General features: G+C 40.6%; 16 protein-coding genes. 4 read left to right on the forward strand and 12 right to left on the reverse strand.

All coding sequences use genetic code 11. The annotated features are described in order from the left end of the window. Nucleotides 1-44 precede the first annotated feature (44 nt). From FTT98_RS00820 to rpoD, 6 genes are all read right to left on the reverse strand, one after another. Nucleotides 45-1,442: an APC family permease gene (locus tag FTT98_RS00820; RefSeq protein WP_180039542.1), complete on the reverse strand. Its 1,398-nt coding sequence runs from the start codon at nucleotides 1,440-1,442 to the stop codon at nucleotides 45-47. A 265-nt stretch (nucleotides 1,443-1,707) separates the two neighbouring features. Beyond that, nucleotides 1,708-2,892 (reverse strand): iron-containing alcohol dehydrogenase, encoded by a 1,185-nt coding sequence (locus tag FTT98_RS00825; protein WP_180039544.1) that lies wholly within the window; start codon nucleotides 2,890-2,892, stop codon nucleotides 1,708-1,710. Between the two features lie 3 nt (nucleotides 2,893-2,895). Continuing rightward, nucleotides 2,896-3,429: a hypothetical protein gene (locus FTT98_RS00830; RefSeq protein ID WP_180011534.1), complete on the reverse strand. Its 534-nt coding sequence runs from the start codon at nucleotides 3,427-3,429 to the stop codon at nucleotides 2,896-2,898. A 75-nt stretch (nucleotides 3,430-3,504) separates the two neighbouring features. Continuing rightward, nucleotides 3,505-4,164, reverse strand: a complete 660-nt coding sequence (gene lipB, locus FTT98_RS00835; protein ID WP_180183115.1) for a lipoyl(octanoyl) transferase LipB — start codon at nucleotides 4,162-4,164, stop codon at nucleotides 3,505-3,507. A 155-nt stretch (nucleotides 4,165-4,319) separates the two neighbouring features. Beyond that, the gene (locus FTT98_RS00840) at nucleotides 4,320-4,607 is read right to left on the reverse strand and encodes a YbeD family protein (RefSeq protein WP_078191448.1); all 288 of its coding nucleotides are present in this window, start codon (nucleotides 4,605-4,607) and stop codon (nucleotides 4,320-4,322) included. A 127-nt stretch (nucleotides 4,608-4,734) separates the two neighbouring features. Continuing rightward, the gene (gene rpoD, locus FTT98_RS00845; RefSeq protein WP_078192191.1) at nucleotides 4,735-6,624 is read right to left on the reverse strand and encodes an RNA polymerase sigma factor RpoD; all 1,890 of its coding nucleotides are present in this window, start codon (nucleotides 6,622-6,624) and stop codon (nucleotides 4,735-4,737) included. Nucleotides 6,625-7,023: 399 nt separating this feature from the next. On the opposite strand from rpoD, the gene FTT98_RS00850 reads away from it, so the two are divergent. Both FTT98_RS00850 and FTT98_RS00855 read left to right on the forward strand, forming a co-directional pair. Then, nucleotides 7,024-7,233 carry a PA3496 family putative envelope integrity protein gene (locus FTT98_RS00850; protein ID WP_078191373.1) on the forward strand — a complete coding sequence of 70 codons (210 nt, stop codon included), beginning with the start codon at nucleotides 7,024-7,026 and terminating at the stop codon, nucleotides 7,231-7,233. 67 nt (nucleotides 7,234-7,300) lie between these two features. Continuing rightward, nucleotides 7,301-7,825, forward strand: a complete 525-nt coding sequence (locus FTT98_RS00855; protein ID WP_078191372.1) for a YecA family protein — start codon at nucleotides 7,301-7,303, stop codon at nucleotides 7,823-7,825. An 80-nt stretch (nucleotides 7,826-7,905) separates the two neighbouring features. Here FTT98_RS00855 and FTT98_RS00860 read toward each other — a convergent pair whose 3' ends face one another. The 5 genes from FTT98_RS00860 to FTT98_RS00880 all read right to left on the reverse strand — a co-directional run bounded on the left by FTT98_RS00860 (nucleotide 7,906) and on the right by FTT98_RS00880 (nucleotide 11,278). Further along, nucleotides 7,906-8,322 carry an ABZJ_00895 family protein gene (locus FTT98_RS00860; RefSeq protein ID WP_078192190.1) on the reverse strand — a complete coding sequence of 139 codons (417 nt, stop codon included), beginning with the start codon at nucleotides 8,320-8,322 and terminating at the stop codon, nucleotides 7,906-7,908. Nucleotides 8,323-8,445: 123 nt separating this feature from the next. Continuing rightward, complete coding sequence (locus FTT98_RS00865; RefSeq protein WP_180021958.1) at nucleotides 8,446-8,856, reverse strand: ABZJ_00895 family protein; 411 nt, start codon at nucleotides 8,854-8,856, stop codon at nucleotides 8,446-8,448. A gap of 20 nt (nucleotides 8,857-8,876) precedes the next feature. Continuing rightward, nucleotides 8,877-9,488, reverse strand: a complete 612-nt coding sequence (locus FTT98_RS00870) for a DedA family protein (RefSeq protein ID WP_111885305.1) — start codon at nucleotides 9,486-9,488, stop codon at nucleotides 8,877-8,879. 366 nt (nucleotides 9,489-9,854) lie between these two features. Further along, nucleotides 9,855-10,151 (reverse strand): hypothetical protein, encoded by a 297-nt coding sequence (locus FTT98_RS00875; RefSeq protein WP_180011540.1) that lies wholly within the window; start codon nucleotides 10,149-10,151, stop codon nucleotides 9,855-9,857. Between the two features lie 194 nt (nucleotides 10,152-10,345). After that, nucleotides 10,346-11,278 carry a rhodanese-related sulfurtransferase gene (locus tag FTT98_RS00880; RefSeq protein WP_180011542.1) on the reverse strand — a complete coding sequence of 311 codons (933 nt, stop codon included), beginning with the start codon at nucleotides 11,276-11,278 and terminating at the stop codon, nucleotides 10,346-10,348. A gap of 188 nt (nucleotides 11,279-11,466) precedes the next feature. Between FTT98_RS00880 and FTT98_RS00885 the strand changes: the two genes are divergently transcribed. Further along, nucleotides 11,467-11,955, forward strand: coding sequence for a DUF1289 domain-containing protein (locus FTT98_RS00885; RefSeq protein ID WP_168378110.1), 489 nt, complete (start codon nucleotides 11,467-11,469; stop codon nucleotides 11,953-11,955). 61 nt (nucleotides 11,956-12,016) lie between these two features. Further along, a complete protein-coding gene (locus FTT98_RS00890; RefSeq protein ID WP_180039546.1) occupies nucleotides 12,017-12,628 on the forward strand; it encodes a LysE family translocator in 612 nt (203 codons plus the stop codon). 87 nt (nucleotides 12,629-12,715) lie between these two features. Here the strand turns inward: FTT98_RS00890 and ribB are convergent, their stop codons facing one another. Continuing rightward, nucleotides 12,716-13,375 (reverse strand): 3,4-dihydroxy-2-butanone-4-phosphate synthase, encoded by a 660-nt coding sequence (ribB, locus tag FTT98_RS00895; protein ID WP_180039549.1) that lies wholly within the window; start codon nucleotides 13,373-13,375, stop codon nucleotides 12,716-12,718. Nucleotides 13,376-13,470 lie beyond the last annotated feature (95 nt).

Raw genomic sequence — 13,470 nt, forward strand, 5'->3', positions numbered from 1 at the left:
CAAAAAAGGCGCTTAAAGCGCCTTTTTTTTATGAGATGGAAAACTTATAGTTTGTCATCAAATTCGTTATGTTGCGGTGCAGGGTGTTTAAAACCTTTAGTTTTATAACCAAGGTATAAAATACCGAACATTGCCCACCATAAACCATATTTCAATGCAGTTTCTTCAATTTCTAACCACATCGCAAAGATACTGATAAAGCCAAGCATTGGAATAACGACAAAGCTAAAAATATCTTTGGCTGTTTTTGTGCGGCCATCACGAAGTGCATAACGTGAAATCACAGATAAGTTCACGAAAGTAAAGGCTGTCAATGCACCAAAACTAATCATCGAAATGACAATATCAAGATTCATAAAGCCCGCAGTTAATGCAACCGCACCTACGATCATGATGTTATAAGACGGGGTGAAATTTTTCGGGCTGATATGACCGAAGATTTTCTTATTAATAACACCATCACGGCCCATAACATACATTAAACGTGATACACCTGCGTGAGCAGAAATACCTGATGCCATTACTGTCACAATCGCAAAAGTTAAAACATAGGATTGGAACAGTGAGCCGCCGACGAGCAAGAGTATCTCTGGCTGTGTTTCAGCAATATTCTTGAAATAGTTACCTGGCTCAGCAGGGAAGAACAGCTGCATGAAGTAGGTACTAATAATGAAGATAATCCCTGCGATTAAAGCAGTTAAGAAAATCGCTTTCGGCAGTGTTTTCTCAGTATCTTTGGTTTCTTCTGCCAATGAACTTAATGAGTCAAAACCAGTGAACGAGAAGCACAGTAATGTTGCACCTGTAATCAGCGCACCCACAGACGTCAGCTCATTCCAGAATGGCTCAAGGCTCCATAATTGGTAGCGTTCTGCAGCAGAAATAGGGCCATCAGCATTGAAGCCCATTTGAAGCTTGCTGTAGACCATCCACGTGAAAATACCAATTACTAATAACTGCACAAGTACAATCAAGCTGTTAAAGTTAGCAACAAAACGCGCACCGCGTAAGTTAATTCCAGTCATGAATGCCGTTAGCACAATGACCCATACCCAGTGGTTTACTGTTGGAAATAGTGCTTCAAGGTAAATCACTGCAAGAATAATATTCACCATTGGAGACAGCAGGTAATCTAGCCATGACGACCAACCGACCATGAAACCTACGTTCGGGTGAATGGATTTTTGAGCATAGGTATACGCCGAACCCGATGATGGATAGCGACGGATCATATGTCCATAACTGATAGAGGTAAACAAAATTGCAATCAGGGCAATAATGTAAGATGTCGGCACGTGTCGATGACTTTCTTCAGAAACTAGACCGAAGGTATCGAACAAGGTCATCGGCTGAATGTAAGCCAAACCAATAATAATAATGTGCCAGAGTCCAAGCGTTTTTTGCAGTTTAGCTGCCGATTGAGTCCCAGAGATATTTGTCAACGGCGTTATCCTCTTATCGTTGATCAAGGATCAGTCATATTCTAAGGATCGTTTGAGACGAACGATCCCCCCTACGTTTTAAAACAAAAGTGCGCCAATCTACTCCAAATTGGTACATTTTGTCAGTAACTTTGAAATTATTTTTAGCAGAAATTATGCCAGTTTGATTAAAAAATAACTGATATTGCGTTCTGCAAGTGAAAAGCCCGATGTTTAAAAAAACATCAGGCTTAATTTTTCGCTATATTCGCTTATTTTTCAGCAATTACCAAGCTTTTTTTAGAATAGTTTTGAGGTCTTCTAAGCTGGCTTCTTTAGGATTATAAATAATAGATCCATCATTCAGTGCTTTCTCTGCCACTTCATCTAATTGAGCTTCAGTCACTTTACCTGTTTCACTCAAAGTACGTGGTAATTTGGTCAAACTAAACAAGCGGTCACGCATGGCTAAAAGCGTTGAAATGGCTTTTTCAGCGCGGAGGTTGGCCGGTGTTTGTGCATAAATATCAGGACCAGCCAGTGGTAATAGCAATTCAGCAATCTTATCGCCATTCACTTCTTTGTTGTATTCCAACACATACGGCAAGAATAAATTCATGCATAAGCCGTGGGGCAGGTGAGCAACAGCACCTAAAGCATGACCCAATGAGTGGACTAATCCAACCATTGAGTTTGAAAATGCAATTCCTGCCATCGTTGAGGCTTGTGCAAGTTCTAAGCGACCATGCGCATCGCTGGCATTATCTAATACACCAAATAAACTATTGCTGATTTTCTTGATTGCGGCAGTTGCATAGGCATCTGAAATCGGGTTCGCCGCCATGCACGTATAGGCTTCAATGGCATGCGTCATCGCATCCATCGCTGTCATCGCCGTAAGATGAGGTGGCAAAGTTTGCGTCATACGTGGGTCAAGAATTGCCGCATGTGGCATCAAATAATTCGATGCAAAGGCCATTTTTACATTCTTTTCAGGGTCAGAAACCACAGCGACCATAGTCACTTCTGAACCTGTCCCTGAGGTTGTTGGAATCACAAAAAATGGTTTTAAAGGTTTTGGTAAGTTGTGCGCACCTGAGTATTTCAGTAAGTCATCGCCACCTTCAGATACCAAGATGTTGGTTGCTTTAGAGGTATCAATCACTGAACCGCCACCGACGGCAATAATGGCATCACATTGGTTGTCGCGGTAAAGTTGAGCCGCTTTACGTACGGTTTCTAGACTTGAGTCTGGCGGAACATCATCAAAAATATAGCCAATCACCGTCTCGGTACTTTCAAATGCCGCTTCAATCGGTGCAAGTAATTGATTACTGCGAACGCCTTTGTCAGTAATGATCATAGGGCGTTTAGCACCCAAAGTAGACAGTTCGAATGGAATGTGTTCTAAAGCAGCATGGCCAGCAATCACTTTTACAGGACAGAAAAATTCGTAATATGGTTTAGCCATGTGTTATGCGCTCCGTTTTAAATAAGACTGGGCTACTTTTAAATAAATATTTGCAGCACCGCTCAGTTTTTCTTTTAGGCTTAAATGTGTTGGATATTCTTTGACAGCCAATTCAGCCACCAATTTAGGTAAAATTAACGCTTCCATTTTGTTGAGACAACGCACCAGTCGGATGGCATAAGACAAATCACCATCGGCGATCATGCGGTCATTGGCAAAGGCTTGTGCGGTACTTTCTTGAAATGAGAAGACCAAAAAGGCATGATTCAAATGCTTAAACGTAATGGTTAAGTCAGGCTTTTGAGTGCCGGGTGTGAGGAGTTTGAGTTGGTGGTCTTCCGTGACTTGCGCGACAAATGCAGCACCATTAGGAAAAACATTCATAGATAAAATAAAATTAACTGGAAATTTAGCAACTTCTTGTTTAATTTCTTCATCGACCTGGCTCGCCATGACCAGACCTCTGCCAATCACATCCATCATGAGTTTGACATAGGCCTGCTGGAGCGCGGGTTTAACGGATTTAGTTGCAATCACGTGTACATCCCTTATCTATAATTATTAATTTAGAGCTTTTACTCTAAATTATTTTATTTGAGAAAGCAAAGTCTTTTATAGTTGTTTGACTGTTACGTCTTTAAAGTAACCACTGTTTTTCAAAGTATCAATGATATCGACGCATAAGTTTTCAAATTTAGGGTAGTCCTGTACTAAATCTTGTATGCGTACCATTTCTAATCCAGCATAGCCACATGGATTAATGGTATGAAAACCAAATAGATCACAATCGATATTCAGTGCCAAACCGTGATAACTGCGGCCTTTACGAATTTTAAAACCGAGAGAACCAATTTTGCGTTCTGCAACATAAACACCGGGTGCATCAGGCTTGGCATAAGCGTCGATGCCGTACTTTTTCAGCAGTTCGATCATCAAGTTTTCTGCATAGGAAACCAGCGTACGCACGTTCCAACCTAAGCGATTTAAGTCAAACATGAAATAAGCGACCAACTGACCCGGTCCATGCCAAGTGACTTGTCCACCACGGTCTGTTTGTACCACAGGGATGTTACTTTGCACCAAAATATGTTCAGGTTTGCCAGCTTGCCCCTGAGTTAATACATCGGGATGTTGCAATATCCACAGCTCATCAGGTGAGTTTTCATCTCGCTGTTCAGTGAGAGTTTTCATCTCTAAAAAGCGGTCTGCATAAGGGGTCAGGTGGTTATATTGACGAATGATTAATTCGGGTTTTTGAACAGTTTCAGTCACGTATTTCGTGTCCTTTTCTATCAAAGTCATGTATGGATTATAATGAATTAGACGTACAAAAGGGGGGTTAAATACTGAATTACTTGAGGGTATTACTATTACTTAGACATAAAAAACACGCTCGAAAGCGTGCTTTTTTATTTAAATCAACAGAATTACAGCGCGGTACGAATGTGTTTACAAGCTGCTAAATCCGCATAGACCGCATGTACTTGTTCTAACTCTTCGAAACGTAATTGAGCAGTAATTGAATGATATTTACCTGTACGAGATGGAGTCACAGTCATTTTACTGCCATCAAAATCAGGAAAATGTTTAACAAAAATTTCATTCACTGCAAGGCGAAGTTCTTCACCTGCATTACCAATCAATTTAATAGGGTAGTCCATAGGGAAGACCCAAAGATGCTCTTGCAATTCACGTGAAGGAGCGCGATTAGTCATATCAGTCATGGGACACCTCATTATTTAAAAATACCTGCAATGAGCAGGTATTTGGAATTATTTGCTACATGCTCATAATATGGGGCGGAAAACCCCATATTCAAGCCTGCATTGTCCTAGTTATAGGTTAATCATTCTCAAGGAATGAACGCAGATGTTCTGAGCGTGAAGGATGACGTAATTTACGCAATGCTTTCGCTTCAATCTGACGAATACGTTCACGTGTTACGTCAAACTGTTTACCCACTTCTTCCAAGGTATGGTCGGTTGGCATATCGATACCGAAACGCATTTTCAAGACTTTCGCTTCACGTTCAGTCAAGTTTTCAAGAACTTCACGTGTTGCTTCTTTTAAGCCTTCTGACGTTGCAGCGTCAATAGGAGAGGTGATATTACCGTCTTCAATGAAGTCACCAAGATGCGAATCTTCATCATCACCAATTGGTGTTTCCATTGAAATTGGTTCTTTCGCGATTTTAAGCACTTTACGAACTTTCACTTCGTCCATTTCTAGACGTTCACCTAATTCTTCTGGTGTAGGTTCACGACCCATTTCTTGAAGAAGTTGGCGAGATACACGGTTGATCTTGTTAATGGTTTCGATCATGTGTACTGGAATACGAATAGTACGTGCTTGGTCGGCAATCGAACGCGTAATCGCCTGACGAATCCACCAAGTTGCATAAGTAGAGAATTTATAACCACGACGATACTCGAATTTATCCACCGCTTTCATCAAGCCAATGTTACCTTCTTGGATCAAGTCGAGGAATTGCAAACCACGGTTGGTGTATTTTTTCGCAATCGAAATTACCAAACGTAAGTTAGCTTCAACCATTTCCTTTTTCGCACGGCGAGCTTTCGCTTCACCAATCGACATACGTTTAGAAATGTCTTTGATGCCTTTAACATCTAAACCAAGTTCTTTCTCGATGTCAGCGATTTTTTGTTGGAATGCCAGAACGTCAGGGCGGACTTTTTCAAGATAGCCTTTCATTTCTGCAGGTGCTTTAGCAATTTGTTCATCTAACCAAGCAAAGTTAGATTCTTGACCTGGGAAAGACGTACGGAATTGAGTACGGTCCATACGACCACGACGTACTGCATAGCGCATAACTTCACGTTCAGAAGTACGGATTTGGTCATGGGTATTACGAATCAAATCAGAGATGATGTCGAATAAACGTGGTGTGAATTTGAACATCATGAACACAGTTGCAAGTGCTTCAAGTGCAGCAGCAGCTTCTTTACTGTTACGCCCATGTTTTTCAATTGCAGCTTTAGTGACTAACCATGCTTGTTCAAGCTCAGTGAAACGTGCTTTAGCAATTTCAGGATCTGGACCAGATTCGCCTTCAGAATCATCATCACCTTCAGACTCTTCTTCTTCATCGTCATCATCAAGTTTGACATCTTTAGTTGGCTTGTTGGTTGACGCTTCATCTTCATCGATCTCAGAATCATCTTCGTCGATCACTTCAGGGATGGCTTCGTCAGATTCTGGATCTAAATAACCAGAAAGAATATCAGCTAAACGGCGTTCACCCGCTTCATAATCTTTATATTCTTGCAATACAACTTCGACTGCATTTGGCCAATAAGCAATAGAATGTAAAACGTCACGAATACCTTCTTCGATGCGTTTTGCAATGCTAATTTCGCCTTCACGTGTCAAAAGCTCAACTGTACCCATTTCGCGCATATACATACGCACAGGGTCAGTGGTACGACCGGGTTCATTTTCAACAGATGCAAGTACAGCAGCGGCTTCTTCTTCAGCAACTTCGTCAGTCGCTTCGCTGCCACCTTCAAACATTGTATCGTCAGTTTCTGGTGCACGATCATGTACCGGAATACCCACGTCATTCAACATCTGAATGATGTCTTCAATCTGTTCACTTTCAGTGATTGAGTCCGGGAGATGATCGTTAACCTCGGCGAAAGTTAGGTAACCTTGCTCTTTGCCTCGGCTAATCAGAGCCGCTACTTGAGAAGTAGGGGAAGTCATATCGCTCATCTTTGCTTACTCTTCGTTGAATCTGTGGCAGTAAAAAACCGTGCATTTTAGCACGATCGTCTCATTAAATCTTGTTAATAGCTGGCTTATCCCATTAGGACGGTACAGCATCAAGCTGTCCAATGAGATATTAAAAATTTAAATTCAGTAATTTAGGTGGGGCTGAAATTGTTGTTTTCAAGTTCATCCCATGCATCGATTATTTTACGAGTCATCTTTGACTGTCATAAAAATGAAGGACGCAGGGTGGATTATATCATGCCACAGGTTTTGGTAAGAAAAAAAGACCTATTTTTAAAGTTTAGTTGTTAAAAAAACAAATAAAACTTGACAATATTTTATATCCCATATAAATAGCGGCTAGACCCCTTCAATTTTTTTCATTATGAGGTAGTTTTGGTGTCTTCTACAGATTTTGAACTAGATGATAACTACGGTGATGATGATGTGAATTTCGATGAGGCCAGTGCAAAAACTAGCGCGAAAGAATCGTTAGAAAAGCGCCGACTTATTGATGACCTTCTGGCTCAGCGCCGTCTTGAACGTGAGCTTAAAGATTTTGATTACGACATCGACGATGACGATGATTTTGATGACGAAGAAGACTAAATAGCGATTTAGCATAGCGCTTGAAAATGCTATGCTTACGCATTAAGTTTCTAACTCTGGATTTGAAATGAGTGCTTTAGATTTAGACCTTTTGAGTGACTATTTAGACGGCGATGACAACGAGCATGGTCTAGATTTTGCAGCGACTCATGGTTTTTTATGTGCAATTGCAGTAGGCCCAGCTTTTGATAAATGGCTAGACGAACTTTTTGATAACAATCAGAAAAAAGTACCTGCTGAAATTATTGCACAAGTAAAAGCATGGCTCGAATCGATTCGTCAGAATCTTGCCAATGAAGATGGTATTGAATTTCCATTTGAAATTGAAGAAGCCGATGTTGAATCAAGTCTTGGTGACTGGAGTGTTGGCTTCGTTGATGCCATGTTCCTAAACGAAGATGCATGGTTCACCGACGAGTTTGAAGAACAATTGGTAGATTTAACTTTGCCAATCATGGTGTTCAGCGGCATTGATGAAGAAGATCCACAAATGGAATCTTTCCGTCGTAATGGTCAGTTGATGGATGAACTTGCAGAAGAAATCCCAACCAATTTGAACGAATTATATTTGATGTATCACACACCAAATTAATTTCGACGAAATTTAAAAAAAGCACCTTGGGGTGCTTTTTTTAGCGCTATACCTTTTCAATTCAAAGTTAGTCTAAAGGCTTAACTACGTTTGGCTTTTAAGAAGCTCTTTGCCATCCATCCAAAAGATAAAGCCAACATGAGATAATGGATGAATAAGGTAAAGCTGATAGCAAGCAGCCAGACCCAAGCGGGTAATTGCGTTAGCGCCATTTGAATAAAGGCTTGGGTTTCAGGGAAGATCAAGAGACAAATGACTGTAGCAACGACACTGATGAGAACCGAAGCTAAAATACAGCTCCAAATCAAAGTTCGCTTTTCTAACTTATTTGGCACTCGCTGATGGTCTTTAACAAAGCTGGATGCCGCAGCAAAACCGCCCACGATGAGACAGGTAATGGATGAACCACCGGGTAAATCAAAGAAAGACTCTATGGCTGCGACAGCGACCATGGCGAGGGCATAAGCAATGCTAAATGTGATGATGTATTTTTTCATTATTTAATGTTCATGTTTTCGTTTTATAAAGAGCGAGTATAGCTTGCCCGAAGTTTCTTCACTCAATTTTAAGTTTCAGTGAAGGGTATTGATTCAAATTCTAACGGAATAAGTTAAAAAAATTTATAATTTTTTAGCGCAGTAGTCTGCATACCAACCGTAGGCAATATGAAATATCGTGCCATGAATGGCGACCATGCAGAGCATAATTACAGCAGTTAGCCCAATGCCTGCATTATCCACAGACTTCATAATGCTTTCGGCATTGGGATTCATCAGCACCAAGAACAGCACAAAAAAGCTACCAATGATGATTGCAACGGCACTGGAGCCCCAAACCAGTTGGATCTTTTCATGGTTGCTAGGCACACGTTGTTCTTTCTTTACAAAATGCCCAACGCTGATTAATGCACATGCCACCAATGTAGGAATTAATGTAATACCACCAAGATTTAATCCAAAAATTAATACGGTAATCAAAAGCACCAAGGCGATGCTATAAACAGCAGCAAAGTGTAGGAGATAGTGTTTCATTTAAGCCCCAAAACAAAAAATTAACGAGGTCGACGTTGATGTCGACGGTACAAAATCCAAGCAATAATGATGACTGTGATCAGAATAATCACATGGCCAACTTTACTAAATATTTGCTGCATTAACTGCTGATTTTCACCTAAATAAAAACCCATACAAGCTAAAAAAGTGGTCCAAATAATCGTACCTAAACCACTATAAAACATAAACTTCCAAAATGGCATGCGGCTCATTCCAGCAGGAATACTAATGAGAGAACGCACAGCTGGAATCATTCGTCCGAAAAATACAATGCGGTGACCGTATTGCTCAAACCATGCTAGAGATTTTTTTACATCTGCCGATTTGATAAATAAATACTTTCCATAGCGATCGACGAAGTGAAAGATGGATTCATGCTTAAATTTATAGCCAATCCAATATAGCAATGCAGCCGCCAGTAAAGAACCGACACAACCTGAAATAATGACACCAATGAGGAGTAGTTGACCTTGGGAGGCAGAATAGCCAGCCGAGGGCATAATGATTTCAGAGGGGATTGGGGGGAAGACATTGTCAAGAAACATGAGCAGGGCAATACCGAGATAACCCAATTGTTCCATGATTGAAATGATCCATTCAGTTAAAGTCATGGTAGCTAAGGCAGAGAAAAGGTGTATTTATCCTATGTTGAAAAGCGCAGTGGGTAAAGTTCCGTTTTAAATATTCCTGAAACCACCTAAGCAAAAACAACAAATGTTGAGTTCATCTTGTATTAAGTAGCACGTAGGCTTAATGAGAAGGAAAATGTATGAATGAGTGATGGTATTGAGCAATGCTGAGTAATAGTAAAACTGAATAATTGATAGGCATAGAGTACGGTTTTTATATTACTGAGTTTACGCTGTGCAGTTTGGATTTTATTTTTGATTTTGGCGCTTTAGCAGCCTTAAAAATCGTTTTATATACTGAACAGCGTAGGACAAAGTTGCAATAAGTAGCTTTGCAAGGTGCGCAAATTAATCATCATGTTCCATATTTAACAGGGTGTGAATATAGACTTGGCGTAAGCTCAGCGATAAAGCAAATGGAATCGCACAAAGTCCAAGAATGTTGAGCAGAGTGGGTTGTAAGTGCAAGGTATAAGCAATAAATAAGGCAAAAATTGCACCAATGCATGTGGCAATACTGACTATCAAAATATGCGACTGTTGGTTAAGGAGGTGTTTTAATTCTGCAACACTTTCTTTTACACGTGGAGCGGGTAAAGCAAGGCGCCTTGAGGTTGCAATAGGAGAGTTGATTAATTTTGGCATAATGCTTTCCTTTTCAATTATCTATAATGATTTTCTCGGATCAATTGATCAGAATAAGCATAAATGCGCGAACTGATTCTCGTAAATAACCAGATATAGTTATTTTGTCAAAAAAATTAAGTCACTGTTGAGAATGCGTAAAAAAAGCCCTAAAAATAGGGCTTTTATTTATATATCGTTACAACAAATTTTGCTTAGAGACGCTTACGTTTTGCTGCCACAATTTGTGATTGACGCATACGGAAGCCTGCTTTTTGCTGTTCAGTGGTTTTGTCGATACAGTATTTGCATGATACGCCGTGTTCGTAGCTCGGAAGTTCAACTTCAGCAGGAGCCAGTGGCCAACCGCATGCGTGACATTTGATATTTTCGCCTTCTTCCATACCGTGAGTGACAGCAGTACGACCGTCAAATACGAAACATTCACCTTCCCACATGCTTTCTTCAACAGGGGTTTCTTCTAAATATTTTAAGATACCGCCTTTAAGGTGATAAACCTCATTAAAGCCTTCTTGAAGTAAAAGTGAGGTTGATTTTTCACAGCGAATACCGCCTGTACAGAACATGGCAATTTTCTTATCTTTATGCTGCTCAAGCTCTTTTTTCACGTATTCAGGGAATTCACGGAAAGTCTCAGTTTTCGGGTCAATCGCACCCTTAAATGTACCTGCTTTGTATTCATAGTCGTTACGTGTATCAATTAGGATTACGTCATCACGTGCAATTAGTTCATTCCATTCTTTAGGATCAAGATAGTGACCGACTAAATCACGTGGTTTCACTTCCACACCTAAAGTCACGATTTCTTTTTTCAGTTTGATCTTCATTTTACGGAATGGTTTATCCGCGCTATGCGATTCTTTGTATTCCATCGCATTGAAGCCTTCATTGAGAAGGAATTGATGGATGATATCTACAGATTTACGGTCACCGGCAACCGTACCGTTAATACCTTCACCTGCCACAATTAGAGTACCGCAAAGGTTGATGGTTTTTACCAAGTCTAAAAGACGTTGTTGAAGATCAGCAGGATCTTGAACTTCTTTGAATTGATAAAGTGCGGCAACAACCCAACCAGAGGTCGCTTGCTGTTCTACAGGTGCAAGCTGTTCTACAGTAGCGTTCATGGAGTACTCCAAGTGAATAAACAGGATAAAAATTAAGGCGCACATTCTACCGTGATTTGGATGAATAAGCGAGTAAAGCGATGGCTTTTAACCACACATTTGATCATAGCTTCATTTCAGTAGTTTTAGCGTGTATAGTCATGCCGAGTTGTTTTTATCCCATAAATATTGATTGAATGGAGCCGGTTTTGAGTACTGATCGTCGAATTGCCTCGTTAACCCCATGTGCAGGGCGTTGTTCTACGGTATTTGGTGATTCAGTCTGTCGTGGTTGCCGCCGCTTTAATCATGAAGTCATAAAATGGAATACTTATACGGCAGAGCAACACACGGCCATTTGGTGTCGTTTAGATGCACAGTTAGATCAAATTTTAATACCGATGTTGCCGCAAGCAGATATCATCCATGTCGAAGGCTTTGTCTTGTCTAAGCGAGTTCGCTTGCGTCCAGATGCAAGCAAAGGCCGTAAACTGTATCACGCACTCAAGCTCTGCGAAAAAAACCGTCATTTCACAGATGAAAGTGGACTCGGGATACATTACAAACAGGTACGACCGTTGTGGGATGAATTTGAGCGTCGCGTTTTGGCACTCGCCACAGCCAGCTATGATTTGGCATTCTTAAGAGCAGATGCCATTCGCTTGCATTTATTGCAAAACATGGATGAAGAGGACTAAGTCCTCTTTTTTTATGTATGAAATTTATCGTGATCTAAAAAATAAGTGAAGGAATCTCAGCGTGAATTATTCGGAGTACTTTTTATATTGTGTGGCAGTCATCGTGATGATTGCAACGCCTGGACCTGTCATGCTGTTGGTCGCAAGTGCAGGCTTACAAGGCGGCTATAAAAAGGCATTTCAAACCATTGTCGGGACGAATTTTGCTTCACTGATTTTGATCGTACTGTCGGTGTGTATTTTAAAAGGCATTTTAAATGTGAATGCGCACTGGCTCGATGGCATTAAAATACTGGGTTGTATATATATTGCTTATATTGGGTTTGATATTTTAAAAGAAGTAGCTATACAGCCCACTGCACAATCTCTGCAGTTAAAAGCAGCACAAGGGGGCTTTAAGCAAGGACTGATCGTGGGGATTTCAAATCCTAAGGATATTATTTTCTTTGCTTCATTTTTTCCGCAGTTTGTAGGAATTACTCCTCATCTTGATCTGAGTTTAATTGTGTTGACCCTGAGTTGGATCGTTTTAGATTTCGCAACTTTGTCTTTGGTGTATTTGTCTTTTCATCGATTGTCGAAATCACGCTGGTATAAAAAATTGTTGGCACTGTGTGGGCTGATTTTAGTGGTAGTTGCCATCTACGGGATCTATAGCATATTCACGGTTTAATTCTTAACTTGAAATGTGCAGTAAAAAATAAAAAAGGCTGATTCAATCAGCCTTTTTATGAATGTGTAGAGCTTTAATTAATTCGCACTAGAGATTGTGCTGTAAACGATATTGCACAATTTCGTCAATGGTGAGTACAGTCAAATGATGGGTTTGTGCATACGCTAAAACTTGTACGCCATTGGCCATTGTGCCGTCTGGGTTGGTTAATTCACACAAAACACCTGCAGGTTTTAAACCGGCCAGACGTGCCAAATCAATAGTCCCTTCAGTATGTCCGCGACGGGTCAATACGCCGCCTTCACGCGCACGTAAAGGAAAAACATGACCCGGACGGTTTAAGTCACTAGCAACAGCACCATCTTTAATTGCGGCTTTGACTGTAGTTGTTCGGTCTTTTGCTGAAACGCCAGTAGTAACACCTTCCGCAGCTTCAATGGTGACAGTAAAGGCAGTTTTAAAATGGCTAGAGTTATCAGACACCATGGGTGGAAGTTCTAAATGATTAGCCTGAGCATCGGTTAAACACAGGCAGACAATCCCTGAACCGTCACGAATCATACGTGCCATGGTTTCTACAGTCAGTGTTTCTGCAGCAACAATCAGGTCGGCTTCATTTTCACGGTCAAAATCGTCCATGACTAAAACAGGCTTGCCATGACGAATGTCTTCTAAGGCTTGCAGCATGCGCTGTTCTGCAGGTGGAAGGGCAGAAAAGAAAATTTCGGGTTGAATTAAACTAGACATTGAAACGCTCGCGTAAATTTTAGATACGGTTGAACATTTCAGGACATGTGAAATAGTGGCGTTACGATATATATTGAAAATGATCAATGATATAG

The sequence above is a fragment of the Acinetobacter sp. YH12039 genome (assembly GCF_013420015.1).
Classification (GTDB): Bacteria; Pseudomonadota; Gammaproteobacteria; order Pseudomonadales; family Moraxellaceae; genus Acinetobacter; species Acinetobacter amyesii.